Annotated in this window: 11 protein-coding genes; 6 read left to right on the forward strand and 5 right to left on the reverse strand. The window is 63.5% G+C overall.

Annotation, left to right across the window (positions count from 1 at the left end):
- Positions 1–162: 162 nt before the first annotated feature.
- Both EN853_RS04545 and EN853_RS04550 read left to right on the forward strand, forming a co-directional pair.
- Positions 163–1,683, forward strand: a complete 1,521-nt coding sequence (locus tag EN853_RS04545; RefSeq protein ID WP_127858201.1) for an NAD(P)H-hydrate dehydratase — start codon at positions 163–165, stop codon at positions 1,681–1,683.
- The gene (locus EN853_RS04550; protein ID WP_127858200.1) at positions 1,680–3,683 is read left to right on the forward strand and encodes a hypothetical protein; all 2,004 of its coding nucleotides are present in this window, start codon (positions 1,680–1,682) and stop codon (positions 3,681–3,683) included. Before EN853_RS04545 ends, EN853_RS04550 begins: the two co-directional genes overlap by 4 nt.
- A gap of 6 nt (positions 3,684–3,689) precedes the next feature.
- Here EN853_RS04550 and waaF read toward each other — a convergent pair whose 3' ends face one another.
- Entirely contained in the window at positions 3,690–4,742 is a 1,053-nt protein-coding gene (gene waaF / locus EN853_RS04555) for a lipopolysaccharide heptosyltransferase II (RefSeq protein ID WP_245516817.1), read from the reverse strand.
- Positions 4,743–4,866: 124 nt separating this feature from the next.
- On the opposite strand from waaF, the gene EN853_RS04560 reads away from it, so the two are divergent.
- Entirely contained in the window at positions 4,867–5,262 is a 396-nt protein-coding gene (locus EN853_RS04560) for a DUF6165 family protein (protein WP_127858198.1), read from the forward strand.
- Between the two features lie 168 nt (positions 5,263–5,430).
- Here the strand turns inward: EN853_RS04560 and EN853_RS04565 are convergent, their stop codons facing one another.
- Positions 5,431–6,501 carry a M48 family metallopeptidase gene (locus EN853_RS04565; protein ID WP_127858197.1) on the reverse strand — a complete coding sequence of 357 codons (1,071 nt, stop codon included), beginning with the start codon at positions 6,499–6,501 and terminating at the stop codon, positions 5,431–5,433.
- A 7-nt stretch (positions 6,502–6,508) separates the two neighbouring features.
- Positions 6,509–8,041: an acyl-CoA carboxylase subunit beta gene (locus EN853_RS04570; protein ID WP_127858196.1), complete on the reverse strand. Its 1,533-nt coding sequence runs from the start codon at positions 8,039–8,041 to the stop codon at positions 6,509–6,511.
- 406 nt (positions 8,042–8,447) lie between these two features.
- Between EN853_RS04570 and EN853_RS04575 the strand changes: the two genes are divergently transcribed.
- Positions 8,448–9,896, forward strand: a complete 1,449-nt coding sequence (locus EN853_RS04575) for a DEAD/DEAH box helicase (RefSeq protein WP_127858195.1) — start codon at positions 8,448–8,450, stop codon at positions 9,894–9,896.
- 83 nt (positions 9,897–9,979) lie between these two features.
- Here the strand turns inward: EN853_RS04575 and EN853_RS04580 are convergent, their stop codons facing one another.
- Both EN853_RS04580 and EN853_RS04585 read right to left on the reverse strand, forming a co-directional pair.
- Entirely contained in the window at positions 9,980–10,954 is a 975-nt protein-coding gene (locus tag EN853_RS04580; RefSeq protein WP_127858194.1) for an alpha/beta fold hydrolase, read from the reverse strand.
- Between the two features lie 175 nt (positions 10,955–11,129).
- Positions 11,130–11,978, reverse strand: coding sequence for an SDR family oxidoreductase (locus tag EN853_RS04585; protein ID WP_127858193.1), 849 nt, complete (start codon positions 11,976–11,978; stop codon positions 11,130–11,132).
- Between the two features lie 219 nt (positions 11,979–12,197).
- On the opposite strand from EN853_RS04585, the gene EN853_RS04590 reads away from it, so the two are divergent.
- Entirely contained in the window at positions 12,198–13,232 is a 1,035-nt protein-coding gene (locus tag EN853_RS04590) for a cysteine synthase A (RefSeq protein WP_127858192.1), read from the forward strand.
- Positions 13,232–13,975 (forward strand): alanyl-tRNA editing protein, encoded by a 744-nt coding sequence (locus EN853_RS04595; RefSeq protein ID WP_127858191.1) that lies wholly within the window; start codon positions 13,232–13,234, stop codon positions 13,973–13,975. The genes EN853_RS04590 and EN853_RS04595 overlap by 1 nt, the downstream gene beginning before the upstream one ends.
- The last annotated feature ends 9 nt before the right edge of the window (positions 13,976–13,984 follow it).

Below are 13,984 nucleotides of genomic sequence, written 5' to 3' on the forward strand. Positions count from 1 at the left end.
TACATCGCTCCTCCATCCGTCTGCGCAAAATTTGGGCAGATAGCGCAATTTGCGGGCAGACTCCCCTCCTGGCGCCACTGCTTTGGGGTGGCATTTGGCCGTTGCTGTTTGCTTCGAACCGCAAATCGGACAATGCTTGATCGGATGAAGATCGGCAATCCCATGCGCAATGAACTTCTTTCGCCGGTCGAGATGGCCGAGGCCGACCGGCTGGCGATCGCGGAAGGCCCGCTCGACGGCTACGGATTGATGAAACGCGCCGGCGAGGCGGTCGCGGCCGTGGTGCTGGCGCGCTATCCCACGGCGACGCGAGTGCATGTGCTGTGCGGTCCCGGCAACAATGGCGGCGACGGTTTTGTCGTGGCGCGGTTGCTCCAGGAGAGCGGAGTCGACGTCGCGCTATGGGTGTCGGGTGAGCCGCGGGCAGACAGCGACGCCGCGCTCGCGTCGACCGAGTGCAGGCTCGCGCGTCAGCCGCTGTCGGCCTTCGCCGCCGAGCCTGGCTCGCTCGTGGTCGATGCGCTCTACGGTGCGGGGCTCTCAAAACCGCTGTCGGGTGATGCCGCGAGAGCCGTCCGGATCGTGACGGCCCTTGGCTTGCCGGTGGTCGCCATTGACCTGCCTTCCGGCGTTTCCGGCGAAAGCGGGGCCATCCTTGGCAGCGCGTTCCGCGCGGCCACGACCGTGACCTTCGCTCGAAAGAAGCCGGGGCATCTGCTTTTGCCTGGCCGCGAGCAATGCGGCGAGATCGTGCTTGCCGACATCGGCATCGGCGACGGCGTCATCGCCCATATCGCGCCGCGAACCTTTGAGAACGGACCGGCACATTGGCTGCCTGCCTTTCCGGTTCCGGCGGTCGATGCGCATAAATACAAGCGCGGTCACACCGGTGTTTTTTCCGGCGGTCCTTCGGCGACCGGCGCCGCGCACCTGTCGGCGCTTGCAGCGGCAAGAAGCGGAGCAGGGGCGGTGACCGTGCTTTCGCCGGCGAATGCCATGCAGGTGAATGCCGCGCATCTGACCTCGATCATGCTGCGCAAGACCGATGCGGTTGCCGATCTTGCCGCCTTCCTCACCGATCGCCGTCCCTCATCCTTTGTGCTCGGCCCAGGATTCGGTGTCGGCGAAAGGGCGCGCGATTTTGCCGTTGCGCTGCTAGGCGCCAGGCAAGGGCAGGGCGCGGGCGTTGAAGGGCTGGTGCTAGACGCCGACGGCATCACCTCGTTTCGCGACGAGCCTGAGACACTGTTCCAGGCGGCCGGCGGGGCCGGCGCGCCGGCGCTGGTGATGACGCCACACGAAGGCGAGTTCGGCCGGCTGTTCCCTGACTTTGCGGATGACGAGGCTCTTTCAAAACTTGCCAAGGCGCGCGCGGCTGCTGCGCGAGCCCACGCCATCGTCGTCTACAAAGGCGCCGATACGGTGATCGCGGCACCGGATGGCCGCGCCGCCATCAACGGCAACGGCGCGCCCTGGCTTGCCACCGCGGGTTCCGGCGATGTGCTGGCAGGGATCATCGCTGGATTGCTTGCTCAAGGCATGCCGGCCTTCGAAGCAGCCTGCGCCGGCGTTTGGATTCATGCCGAAGCCGGCAGCCGGTTCGGACCCGGCCTGATCGCCGAGGATTTGCCTTTGGCCATGGTGCCGGTGCTGCGCGAATTGATGGAGAGCACTGCCGAATGAAGCGGCTGGTTCTCCTTTTCGTTGCTTTTGCCATGGCCGTGTTCTGCGTGCAGGCGGCGCAAGCCAGTCGTCCGGTGACTGTAATCGATGATCCGCGCGTGCTCGCCGTGCTCGATGCCAAGGGCTACAGCTTCGCCGGCATCTTTGGCGTGAGCGGCAAGGACGACCTAAAGACGCTCTATGACGCTGCGCCGGCCTACCACGCCATCGTCGAGACCGTGGCCGCCGATGTCGCTGGCCTCCGCGCCGAGATGAAAGCAGGCGGCCGGCCGCTCTACGAAATGACCGACGGCAATGTCGGCCGCATCATGGACATGCGCTGGCTAAAGACTGACGCGGCGCGCTTCCGGCTGGTCGGCATCGTCAACCGGCTCGACCGGCGCGACTTCGCCGCGTTGGGCGGCGGCAAGGGTTGCGGCGAGGTGCGTCTCATCTACCGCCTTGCCTACAGCTTCAGGAAGAACGGCAAGGTCCTGGCCTCGCGGCTGCCGTTCAATTTCAACGCCGTCTACAACGTCGCGCCGGATGCCGACGGCGGCTGCGTCGGCGTTGCCGGGCGCTGGATGCCGCAGCTCGACGAAGCCGCCGATCCCGGCTGGCTGGCAGGCGGACCGCTGGAAAAGGCGGGCCTCTTCTTCAAGCAGCTCGAGCTCAACGCCCAGGTTGTGCGCTTTCCTTCCGGCCAGGAAACCGAGTTTGGCGGGCAGGCCGCCTATCTCATGCGTATCTTTGACATCGATGGGACTGCCGTCGGCGAAAAGCCGCTGGAGAACACGCCCGACACCGTCCGCCTTGCGCAAGACGCGCAGTTGAAAGCGAAACTTGCCGACTATGTCCGCGCCAACGCCGCCGCGGTCGATCTCGGCGTCTACGAAATCCCGGATGAATTCCTGGCGAGGAAGGTGATCTCCTGGTCGACCTTCGGCAGCGCCAGGCAGGCCAATCATCCGTTCACGCCGCTGTTCGAACCCAAGGTGTTCGACGGGCTCGACTATTCGAAGTTTTCATTGGTGCGCACGCCGGAGGCCCTGGTCGACCGGCTCGACAACGGCGCCTGCCAAGGCTGCCATCAGGCGGGCTCGACCGCCGGCTTCCATTTCATTGGTCTCGACGATGCCACGACCTCGCCGCTCAACCGCATCGAGGTCGGCGTCTCGCCGCATCTCCATGCCGAGATTCCGCGCCGTGAGGCGTGGCTGCGAGCGATTTCGGAAGGCAAGGAGCCCAACCGGTTTCGCCCATTGTCCTTCGCGCCGCCGGCAGTCTGGGAGGGCACCAGCGAGATCGCCTATGCGCCGGCTGAGACAGCAATGCCGTGCCTGACGCCGGAAGACGCCGCCCGCTTCGGCAACAGCTGGCAATGCGGAGCCGGCACGGTCTGCACGCCGATCGCGACCGCTTCAGGGGTCAGGACGAAACTCGCGCAATGCCTGCTGCCCAAGGACAGCGGGAAGATCTTTTCCGGCCATCCCTGCCTGACCGGCACGATTGCCAGCAACGCAGCGCAGCCTTTCAACGACCGCTACAAGACCACCGGCCAGTTCGCGGCGTTCGCCCCCGCCATCTCACGCACCGCCTACACCTGCCGTCCGCCCAAGATCGGCGTTCCGGGCGGCTTCGCCTATCGCGGCTGCGACGCCAAGGATCTGGCCTTCTCCGCCTTCAGGGCCGGCAAGCCGGTGCCGAGCGAAATCTGCGGCCTGGTCGGCGGCAAGAAGTTCGACATCTGCGTGGCGACCAACAATTTCGACCAATGCCTTGGCGGCGCCGTCAATCGCGGCAACCGTCCGGCGTGCTCGGCCAATCATTTCTGCCGCGAGGACTATATGTGCCAGTCGCTGCCGTCCGACACGCCGGGCGCGGCCAAGGTCAAGGGCATCGGCTTCTGCTCGCCGACCTATTTTCTGTTCCAGATGCGCATCGACAACCATGCGACGCCATGGGCAAACACCGCCCGTGCGAGCATGAGCGCGGGCTTTGGCGCGTCGGAAGAAGAGTAGGGGACGTTACGCGCTTTGCGGGTGGCGTGCTTCTTCAAGAGCGCCGGCCAGGGCCTCGCGCACTCTTTCCTCGCTGACGCCCAACGTCTCCTCGATCCAGCTAGGGGTCGAAATGGGTGGCTCGAGAAAGCGAACGTGCTCATTGACCGGACCGTGCAAGTAGGAAAGGTTCGAGCCGAAAATGAGCACGCATGGGGTGTTCAACGCCGCGGCGGCGTGCGACATGCCGCCATTGACGCCAAGAAACAGCGTTGACGCGCCCAGCTGATACATCACATCGATCAGCGGCGTGGTGGTGAAATCGACCGCTTGCGGAACCTCGGCGCGAATTCGGTTCGCGGCATCGTGTTCGCGAGGGCCGCCGACGATCCACACCGCCCAACCTCGGCTGGAATAGTCTTTGGCAATCGAGATGAAGCGCTCCATCGGCCATGATCGGGGGCTCTCGACATCGCCTGCGAATATTGCCAGAGCGGGTTTGTCGGCATCGATGCCGGCGCGGCTGCGCCACTCATCCAGTTCGGCAGGGGGGATGATCATCTGTGGAGACGGCCAGTCGACGTTTGTTGTCGGCTTTGCGCCCAGCGTGGCGATGGAGCAGACCTCTTCGTAGAGACGCGTCTTGCGCGGACCGAACGCCCACAAATGTCGCAGCCAATCCGCCGGCAGGCGGTTGACCAGGCCGAACTGCAGTTCCTGCGGATAGCCGATGCGCTCAGGTATTCCGGCCATGAAAGGGATTAAGGCCGCTTTGATCGAACTCGTCATGAGATAGGCCGAGCCGTAATTCTCGTTGCGGAGTTCGGCAACGAGATCGCGGCGTTCCGTCCAGCCCAGCCGCAAATGCTGCTTCTTGAGTGCCCAGGCTTTGCGGACATGCGGCATGAACCGGGCAAAAGCTACGTTGCCGGGCGATGTCACGACATCGATCGGATGGCCCGGAAATTTCTTGGCAAGGATGCGAATGGCCGAATGGCAGCGGACGAAATCGCCGACCGCCGGAAAACAGACCACGAGAATTGGAGTCAAGAGCAGTACCTTTCCCGTTCTCTCCGTCACGGCGCCCAGCGGCCGTTTGGAGATTGACTTAGCCCGTTTCGGCTGGCTATTGCCCCAGCCCAGCCGGAGCGGTCCATATTCCTAGCCGGCAACATTTGGCAAGTTCACCAGAAAAGGCCAGCACATGGTCAGGCCCATACTCGTCGAGATTGCCCCCGGCGAATTGCTCGACAAGATTTCGATCCTTGAAATCAAGGCGGCAAATATCGCCGACTCCTCCAAGCGCGCCAATGTCCTGCTCGAACTGGAACAGCTGTCGCGAGTGCGCGACGGGCATCTTCCAACGTCGGAAAAATTGGTAGGCCTCTACGCGGAACTGAAGGCTGTCAATCAGGAACTATGGCTTATCGAGGACAATATCCGCGTGGAAGAGCTCAACAAGCGTTTCGGCGATCGTTTTATCGAGCTTGCCCGGAGCGTCTACCGGACAAATGATCGTCGCGCCGCGCTAAAGCGCGAAATCAACCTTCTGTTGAAGTCGGCGATTATCGAAGAAAAATCTTACGAGACTTACGACTAGATCGGAACCTTTCTCCGTCAACGACGCCGTTGAACCGATAGCGGCGAGAAGGACATTTTCGAAAAAGACGCCCTCTCGCGGCGGATCTGACTTCGGCCCAGCAGCTTTTCCCCGCTAGCCGCCGGCATATCGAAAGGATTGTCGCCAGTTCGCCTGGCAACACGAGTTCTACCGGTCCAGATGATCGGCAACCTTCGACGTCCACTCATCATTGAAATGCCGGACCCGTTCAGCAACCGTTTCACTGCGGAGCAAAGTGGATAGCGCGGGATGTTCCACTGGCTCGATTGTCGGCGGCGAACTGTATCCGAGCGCCGCGAGACGCTCCGGCCAGGGTGGATGGTCCGATGTTGTATCGTCCGGCGCGTCCCAAGCCTTCTGTACATACTCTCGCAGCGTATCAGGATCGGAAAGTCCCAAGGCGGCTTTCAGCGTTCTGGCCAATGGCGGCTCAGGTGGCGCCATCGAGCCGAGCAATTCGCGCCGGAGCGGGCGATAGGCCCGATCTTCGAACAGCACACCAGCTGCCCCGGCTAAAAGCAGCGCCCGTGCAGTGCTGTACGAATCGCCGGTTCGGGCCGCATGTCGATCCGCCTCTATCTCAGCATGACGCGATAGCCTTATTTCTTCGCGCCCTAGCGTTTTGGAAAGCGGACTGAGCATCCAATAGAACAGGCTGCCGGACACCGTCCTGCCCGGCGGCGCATAGTCGAAGATCAACTCGAAGCACTTTTCGAGTTCGGCCAAATTGAGGCTGCCATTTGTGTCTCTGTTTCTGAGATGCGCATCCTCGTGGGCAAGGATGGCAGCAAGAGCGGCCTCGTCGGTCACCGCAAGCAGCGGGATGCCGACGGCCAGGATCGACCAGCGGCCGAAGATGCCCAGAAATGGCCGCTCCTCACCGATGCTGGCATTGAGGTCGGAAGTCAGGACGATCGTCGTCCGAGCCGCGCGGCGCGTGCCGGCAAGATCTTCCCAGGTCTGCCATAGCCGTGGGGCCGCGTCTCTCGAAATGCCCTCTACCTTGCTTCGCCGAAAGCCCGCGAAAATCATTCCAATCAGCAGGACGAGAGCCAGCATTGCGGCCGGAATGGCGACGGTACCCCCTGCAATGACGACAAGCGGATGCATGTCGAGAAAATACAGCCCGACGACAAGCGGGATGAAGAGCGCTAAGGCAAAAAGCAGGACGGCAAATCTGCCGAAACGTTCGCCGGCTATAAGGACCAGCCGCGACATCGCCGCCTCACAGCGGGATATTGTCGTGCTTCTTCCAGGGGTTCTGCATGTCCTTGTTGCGCAGCATGCGCAGCGCCCGCGCGACCCGGCGGCGGGTCGAGTGCGGCATGATCACCTCGTCGACATAGCCGCGTTCGGCCGCGACGAAAGGCGACAGGAAGCGATCCTCGTAAGCCTTTGTGTGAGCTGCGATCTTCTCCGCATTGCCGATGTCCTTGCGGTAGATGATCTCGACCGCGCCCCTGGCGCCCATCACCGCGATCTGCGCCGTCGGCCAGGCGTAGTTCATGTCGCCGCGCAGATGCTTCGACGCCATGACGTCATAGGCGCCGCCATAGGCCTTGCGGGTGATCACGGTGATCTTGGGCACGGTTGCCTCGGCATAGGCGAAGAGCAGCTTGGCGCCATGCTTGATCAACCCGCCATATTCCTGCGCCGTGCCGGGCAGGAAGCCCGGAACGTCGACGAAAGTGACGATCGGGATCGAGAAACAGTCGCAAAAGCGCACGAAGCGCGCCGCCTTGCGGCTGGCGTCGGAATCCAGCACGCCCGCCAGCACCATCGGCTGATTGGCGACGAAGCCGACGGTTCGACCTTCGACGCGGCCGAAGCCGGTGACGATGTTCTTGGCGAAGCTCGCCTGGATCTCGAAGAAGTCGCCTTCGTCGGCGACCTTCAGGATCAGTTCCTTGATGTCGTAGGGCTTGTTGGCGTTGTCGGGGATCAGCCGGTCGAGCGACAGGTCGTGATCGGTCACCGACTGGTAGCATTCGATCTCGGGAATCTCGGCGGTATTGGACGCCGGCAGCAGGTCGACCAGCCGGCGCATCTGCAGCAGCGCCTCGACGTCGTTGTCATAGGCACCGTCGGCGATGGAGGATCTGGTCGTGTGCACGGTGGCGCCGCCGAGGCTTTCGGCCGTCACCGTCTCGTTGGTCACCGTCTTCACCACATCCGGCCCGGTGACGAACATGTAGGAGGTGTCGCGCACCATGAAGATGAAATCGGTCATCGCGGGCGAATAGACGTCGCCGCCCGCGCAGGGACCCATGATCAGCGAAATCTGCGGGATGACGCCGGAGGCGAGCACGTTGCGCTGGAAAATCTCGGCATAGCCGCCGAGCGCGGCCACGCCTTCCTGGATGCGGGCGCCACCGGCATCGTAGAGGCCGATGATCGGCGCCCGATTGCGCAGCGCCATCTCCTGGACCTTGATCACCTTCTCCGCATGCGCCTCCGACAGCGAGCCGCCGAACACGGTGAAATCCTTGGCGAAGATATAGATGGGGCGGCCGTTGACCGTGCCCCAGCCGGTGACGACGCCGTCGCCGGCGATCTTGGTCTTCTCCATGCCGAAATCGGTCGAGCGGTGCTCGACATACATGTCGAACTCCTCGAACGAACCCTCGTCGAGGAAAACCTCGATGCGCTCGCGGGCGGTGAGCTTGCCTTTCTTGTGCTGGGCTTCGATCCGATCCTTGCCGCCGCCCATGCGGGCGCTCTCGCGGCGGCGCTCGAGTTCCTTCAGCACGTCCTTCATCGATGCCCCCAAAAAGGAAAGGTGATTTGTGGTAATGGCGAGGGCAGCCAAGCGCAAGCGGCGCTTTTCCGTCACGCTTTTGCTGCGCTGCAACATCGGCCCTTGCATTTCGGCGCGGACTCGGCCATATGCGGCCCCATAGGCGCTTGGGCCGGAACTGTCCGGCTTTCTCCACGCATGAGACTGGTTGCGTCTGTTTTCCCTCTTTCCGAAAGTCGGTTCTTCTGTCCGGCAGTCCGGCAAGGTGGCGAAAAAGCCCCGGGGCATGACGCCCGCGGGCACGACAGCGCAGCCGCGCGGACGCTCCCGTCCGCCGCCTTGTCGTTTCCTGACAATTTTTCGACGGCAGGTTGCGCCCTGCCGCGATGATATTTGCGGCCACTGGGCCGCGTGAAAGAAGACTATTTTGACCAATGAAAACCAAGCGGAACCGAACGGTTTCGCAGCCCTTGGAATAACCGGCGCGCTGCTCAAGGCCGCCAATGCCGCGGGCTTCACCGATCCGAAGCCGATCCAGGCGCACGCGATCCCTCCGCAGCTCGAAGGCCGCGACATTTTCGGCATCGCGCAGACCGGCTCGGGCAAGACGGCCGCCTTCGCGCTGCCGATCCTGTCGAAGATCATCGGGCTCGGCACCAAGCGCAGGCCGAAGACTGCGCGCGCCCTGATCCTGGCGCCGACGCGCGAGCTTGCCGTGCAGATCGAGGACACGATCAAGCTGCTCGCCAAAGGCGCACACATCTCGACCGCGCTCGTGCTGGGCGGCGTGTCGCGCTACAGCCAGGTGAAGAAGATCGGCCCCGGCGTCGACATCCTGATCGCCACGCCCGGCCGGCTGACCGACCTGGTGCGCGAGGGCGATCTCATCCTTGCCGACACCAAATGGCTGGTGCTCGACGAGGGCGACCGCATGCTCGACATGGGCTTCATCAACGACGTCAAGCGCATCGCCAAGGCAACCGCACCCGACCGCCAGACCGCGCTGTTCTCGGCCACCATGCCGAACGAGATCGCCGAGCTCGCCAAGGGCCTGCTGAAGGACCCGGTTCGCATCGAGGTTTCGCCGCAGAGCACGACGGCAGCCGAGATCGTGCAGAGCGTGGTGCTCGCGCGTACCAAGCAGAAGCGTCAGGTGCTGTCCAAGATGCTGGCCGATGAGATGATGCGCTCGGTGATCGTGTTCTCGCGCACCAAGCATGGCGCCGACCGGGTCACCAAGGACCTTGCCCGCGACGGTTTCAACGCCGCGGTCATCCACGGCAACAAGTCGCAGAACGCCCGCCAGAAGGCGCTTAACGATTTCCGCGACGGCTCGGTGCGCATCCTGGTGGCGACCGATATCGCCGCGCGCGGGATCGACGTGCCCGGCATCAGCCATGTCGTGAATTTCGACCTGCCGGACGAGGCGGAAAGCTATGTCCACCGCATCGGCCGCACCGGCCGCAACGGCAGGGACGGCATCGCGATCACGCTTTGCGATCCGTCGGAGAACGGCAAGCTGAGGCAGGTCGAGCGCATCATCCGCATGAAGCTTCCTGTCATCGCCGATCATCTCGGCAGCCCCGACCCGCAGCGTGATCCGAAGGAAAAGACCGAGCGTCATTTCGAGCCGGCCAACGACCGCGAGCATCACGGCGGACGCCGCGACGGCCGTCGTCCCGGCAGCGGCAACAACGGCAAGAAGCGTTTCGGTGGCAAGCCTGGTGGTGAGCGCCAATTCGCGCCGAAGCCGCAAGGCGACCGTCCGGCGGGCGCCAAGCCGAATGGAGAGCGCAAGCCTGACGGCTTCAAGCGCTTCAAGGGCAACAACAAGCGCCGCTTCGGCGGCAAGCGACCAGCGAACCGCGCCGCCTGAGCCGGGTTAAACGCCCGCTCGTCATCAAAGACCCGTTTGGGAAAAGCGGCCGGAGCATTGCTCCGGCCGCTTTTTCATTTGAGCTACTGCATCAGTGCCTTCACCCACACCACGATACGCTGGGTGAGAAAGGCCGTCGTCTGCGGCGACAGCACATCGCCGGCGATGACGTGGTTGTCCTGGTCGCCGGTGTCGTCGACCGGCACCAGCTCGTGCGCACCGCCCCAGCGGCCGGCGATCTCGCGCGTGCGGTCCGGCCGCACCACCTTGTCGGCGTCCGAGAAGATGAACAGGGCAGGGACCGTCGCCTTCTCGACCGGGGCGCCATAGGCGAGTTCGGTGAGCGCGGCCATAGGCAAGGTCGCCGCCATCGGATATTTGGTGGTCCAGAATTTTTCGTGCAGCGCGTTGCGCGCCGGAAAGCTCCGCTCCCTGCCGCCGACGATCTCGGCGATCTCTCTGCCCCACGGCATGGTCAGCAACTCGGCGCCGGACGCCTTGACGCCGAAATTCGGCGAGATGAATGCGATCGCGGCGACATCGTCGGAGGCGCCCAGCTGAGTCGCGGCCCATGCCGCCAGCGAGCCGCCTGTCGAGGTGGCGATGACGATCACCTTATTGCCGATCGCACGGCCGATTGCCAGCGCCTCTTCATAGTCGTTGATCCAGGCATTGACGCTGCCTTCGGCCATGGCCGCGCCGTCCTGCCCGTGGCCGGTCAGGCGGGTGTAGAAGAGGTTGGCGCCGAGCTCGTCGGCGACATCGTCCGGCAGCGGGCGGACCTCGCCCTTGGAGGCCGAAAAGCCGTGGATGTAGACGATCGCAAGCTTCGTCTTGTCGCGAATCATCGGGTTCGCCCAGATGATCTCCTTGTCCAGCCCGTCGCGGATGTTGGGCACCGCCGCTTCTTCGCGCGCCAGATAGGCCTGCGGATCGTCGCCGATGACCGAAGGATCGAAATGGATCGTCGTGTCGACCGTCACGCGCGGACCGAGAAAGAAACCAGTGACCAGGAAGAGGGCGAGACCCAGCACCGCAAGCACGATCCTTCGCCCCATCGCCGACTCCAAGCAACAATTCTCAACCTAATGCATGTCGCGCAAAAGTGTGCAGCGGTTTTGCGAAAACGACATGCATAAAAACAAAGACATAAAGCGCGTCGCCTGAACCCATTTCAGCGCGACGCGCTTTTATGGCCGCATCCGCCGGCAGGCAATCGCGGGTTTCGCTGGCCTATTTCGCCTTTTCCGATGACGGGCCCGTCTCGCCCGGTATCTTGCGATCGAAAAACAGCGGCCGAGCCTTCCAACTGGTCGTCAGGCTGATGACCAGGCGGCCGATCGGACGCGGCAACAGCCCAAGCAGCTTCAAGGGCCAGCTTATGTGGTAGGGGAAGGTGACTTCGAAGCCGCCCTTCCTGATGCCGCGCGCCATGCGACGCGACGCGCGTTGCACAGGCATCAGGCTTGGCATCGGCAGCGTGTTCTTTTCCGTCAGCGGGGTGTCGACGAAGCCCGGGTTGATCACCTGGATGCGGATATTCATCTTGTCGAAGTCGTATTTCAGCGATTCCGCCAGGATGTTGATCGCCGCCTTGGTGCCGCCATAGGCCGCGGTCGTCGGCCAGCCGGAATAGGCCGTGACCGATCCGACCAGGACGACATGCCCGCGCCCTCGTGTGCGCATATAGTCGACCACGGGCACAAGGCCGTTGACGATGCCGAAATAATTGACGGCGAAGGAGCGGTGAAAATCACGCACCACCAGATGCTCGCCGGGGGTGGCGATGTAGTTGCCGGCGTTGAAGACGGCGAGCACGATCGGACCCATGTCCTTCTCGATCGCCGCGACCGTCCGCGCCATCCCGTCTTCGTCGGTCACATCGCAGGGAAAGGACTTCACATGGCCGGCCATCTGCGCCGTCTCGACCAGCAGCGTGTCGGCCGGGTCGCTCGGCAGCGCCGTCACCGCGACAGCATAGCCCTGCCTTGCGAGATCCTTGGCCAGCGCCCGGCCAAGGCCGCTGCTGCCACCTGTGATCCAGACGACACCGTCTTTCGGGTTGGCCCGGTAGAGCGCCATTGAAAGCCCTGCGAATGTTTCCGCCGCGCTGGCCGATCGGACCCGCGGCGCTAGTGCTCTAGCGGTGAAGAAATCGGATGAAAAGAGCGCTTTTGGGCGCATCGTCGAAATGATTGGCTGCGTTGCAGCGTCCGCAATGCGACTGGACCAGATAAAATCTTGCCTTGAAACCGCGGCTTCCGGTTTCTAGGGTCTCGCCGCACGCATAAAGGAATCCTCATGCCTCGTAATGTGATCGAAGCGATCGGCAACACCCCCTTGATCCGGCTCAACAAGGCTTCGGACGCGACCGGCTGCGAGATCCTGGGCAAGGCCGAATTCATGAATCCGGGGCAATCGGTCAAGGACCGGGCCGGCCTCTTCATCATCAGGGATGCCGAGCAGCGCGGACTTTTGAAACCTGGCGGGGTCATCGTCGAAGGGACCGCCGGCAACACCGGCATCGGCCTGACGCTGGTCGCCAAGGCGCTCGGCTACCGGACAGTGATCGTCATCCCCGACACACAGAGTCAGGAGAAGAAGGACACGATCAAGATCCTGGGCGCCGAACTGATCGAAGTACCGGCCGTGCCCTACAAGAATCCCAACAACTATGTGAAGCTGTCGGGGCGGCTCGCCGAGCAGCTGGCGCGGTCGGAGCCGAACGGCGCGATCTGGGCCAACCAGTTCGACAATGTCGCCAACCGCGACGGTCATATCCGCTCGACGGCCGAGGAAATCTGGAACCAGACCGGCGGCCGGGTCGACGGCTTCGTGTCGGCCGTGGGCTCCGGCGGCACGCTCGCCGGCGTTGCGATCGGGCTCAAGGCCAAGAGCAAGGCCGTCAAGATCGCGCTTGCCGATCCGCTCGGCGCCGCCCTCTACCGCTTCTACACCAGAGGCGAGCTCAAGGCCGAGGGCAGCTCGATCACCGAAGGCATCGGCCAAGGCCGCATCACCGCCAATCTCGAGGGGTTCACGCCGGACTTCTCCTACCAGATCCCGGACGAGGAGGCGTTGCCGATCATCTTCGACCTGATCCAGGAGGAGGGGCTCTGCGTCGGCGGCTCGACCGGCATCAACATCGCCGGCGCCATCCGGCTTGCGCGCGAGCTCGGCCCCGGCCATACCATCGTGACAATCCTCGCCGACTACGGCACTCGCTACCAGTCGAAGTTGTTCAATCCAGAATTCCTGCGCGGCAAGAACCTGCCGGTGCCGGGCTGGATGGAAGAGAAAGCCGACATCTCGGTGCCGTTCGAAAAGGTGGCGTGATGGCGCAAAATACCGAAGCGATGTTTCGCGACGACGCCTATCTGAAGACGGCGGAGGCGCAAGTCGTCGCCATTAACGATCGCGGCGGCATCCTTCTCGATCGCACCATCTTCTACGCCACGTCGGGCGGACAGCCTGGCGATACCGGCATGCTTGAACGCGCCGACGGTGGCCGTATCGCGATCGCTGCCACCATCACCGGCGAGACAAAGGACGAGATCATCCATGTTCCTGCGCCGGAACAGGCCTTGCCGGCGGTCGGCGAAAGGCTGAGGCTCGCCATCGACTGGGAGCGGCGGCATCTTCTGATGCGCATGCACTCCGCCTGCCATCTGCTCACCGTCGTCTGTCCGTTTCCGATCACCGGGGCGGCGGTCGCCGAGGATGACAGCCGCGTCGACTTCGACATTCCCGACGCCGGCTTCACCAAGGAGGATGTGACGGCGAGGCTGATGGAACTGGTGCGCGCCGATCATCCGATCTTCACGCGGCTGATCACCGACGGGGAACTTTCGGCCAACCCCGGGCTTGTGAAATCGAAGAATGTGCGGCCGCCCGTCGGCACCGGCAGGATCCGCCTGGTCTGCATCGGCGAGAATGCCTCGTTCGACAGCCAGCCCTGCGGCGGCACCCATGTGAAGAGCACCGGCGAGGTGGGCGAGATCCACGTCGGCAAGATCGAGAAAAAGGGCCGCGAGAACCGCCGCTTCCGCATCCGCTTCGGGCCAATGCCGGCGAATTGACGGGTCAAG

This window comes from Mesorhizobium sp. M1C.F.Ca.ET.210.01.1.1 (genome assembly GCF_004791585.1).
GTDB lineage: Bacteria > Pseudomonadota > Alphaproteobacteria > Rhizobiales > Rhizobiaceae > Mesorhizobium.

Excerpts from the sequence above, each read along its gene's own strand:
- EN853_RS04550 (WP_127858200.1), top strand. The coding sequence starts at position 1,680 with ATGAAGCGGCTGGTTCTCCTTTTCGTTGCTTTTGCCATGGCCGTGTTC.
- EN853_RS04570 (WP_127858196.1), bottom strand. The coding sequence starts at position 8,041 with ATGAAGGACGTGCTGAAGGAACTCGAGCGCCGCCGCGAGAGCGCCCGC.
- EN853_RS04560 (WP_127858198.1), top strand. The coding sequence starts at position 4,867 with ATGGTCAGGCCCATACTCGTCGAGATTGCCCCCGGCGAATTGCTCGAC.
- EN853_RS04590 (WP_127858192.1), top strand. The coding sequence starts at position 12,198 with ATGCCTCGTAATGTGATCGAAGCGATCGGCAACACCCCCTTGATCCGG.
- EN853_RS04580 (WP_127858194.1), bottom strand. The coding sequence starts at position 10,954 with ATGGGGCGAAGGATCGTGCTTGCGGTGCTGGGTCTCGCCCTCTTCCTG.
- EN853_RS04565 (WP_127858197.1), bottom strand. The coding sequence starts at position 6,501 with ATGTCGCGGCTGGTCCTTATAGCCGGCGAACGTTTCGGCAGATTTGCC.
- EN853_RS04585 (WP_127858193.1), bottom strand. The coding sequence starts at position 11,978 with ATGGCGCTCTACCGGGCCAACCCGAAAGACGGTGTCGTCTGGATCACA.
- EN853_RS04545 (WP_127858201.1), top strand. The coding sequence starts at position 163 with ATGCGCAATGAACTTCTTTCGCCGGTCGAGATGGCCGAGGCCGACCGG.
- EN853_RS04595 (WP_127858191.1), top strand. The coding sequence starts at position 13,232 with ATGGCGCAAAATACCGAAGCGATGTTTCGCGACGACGCCTATCTGAAG.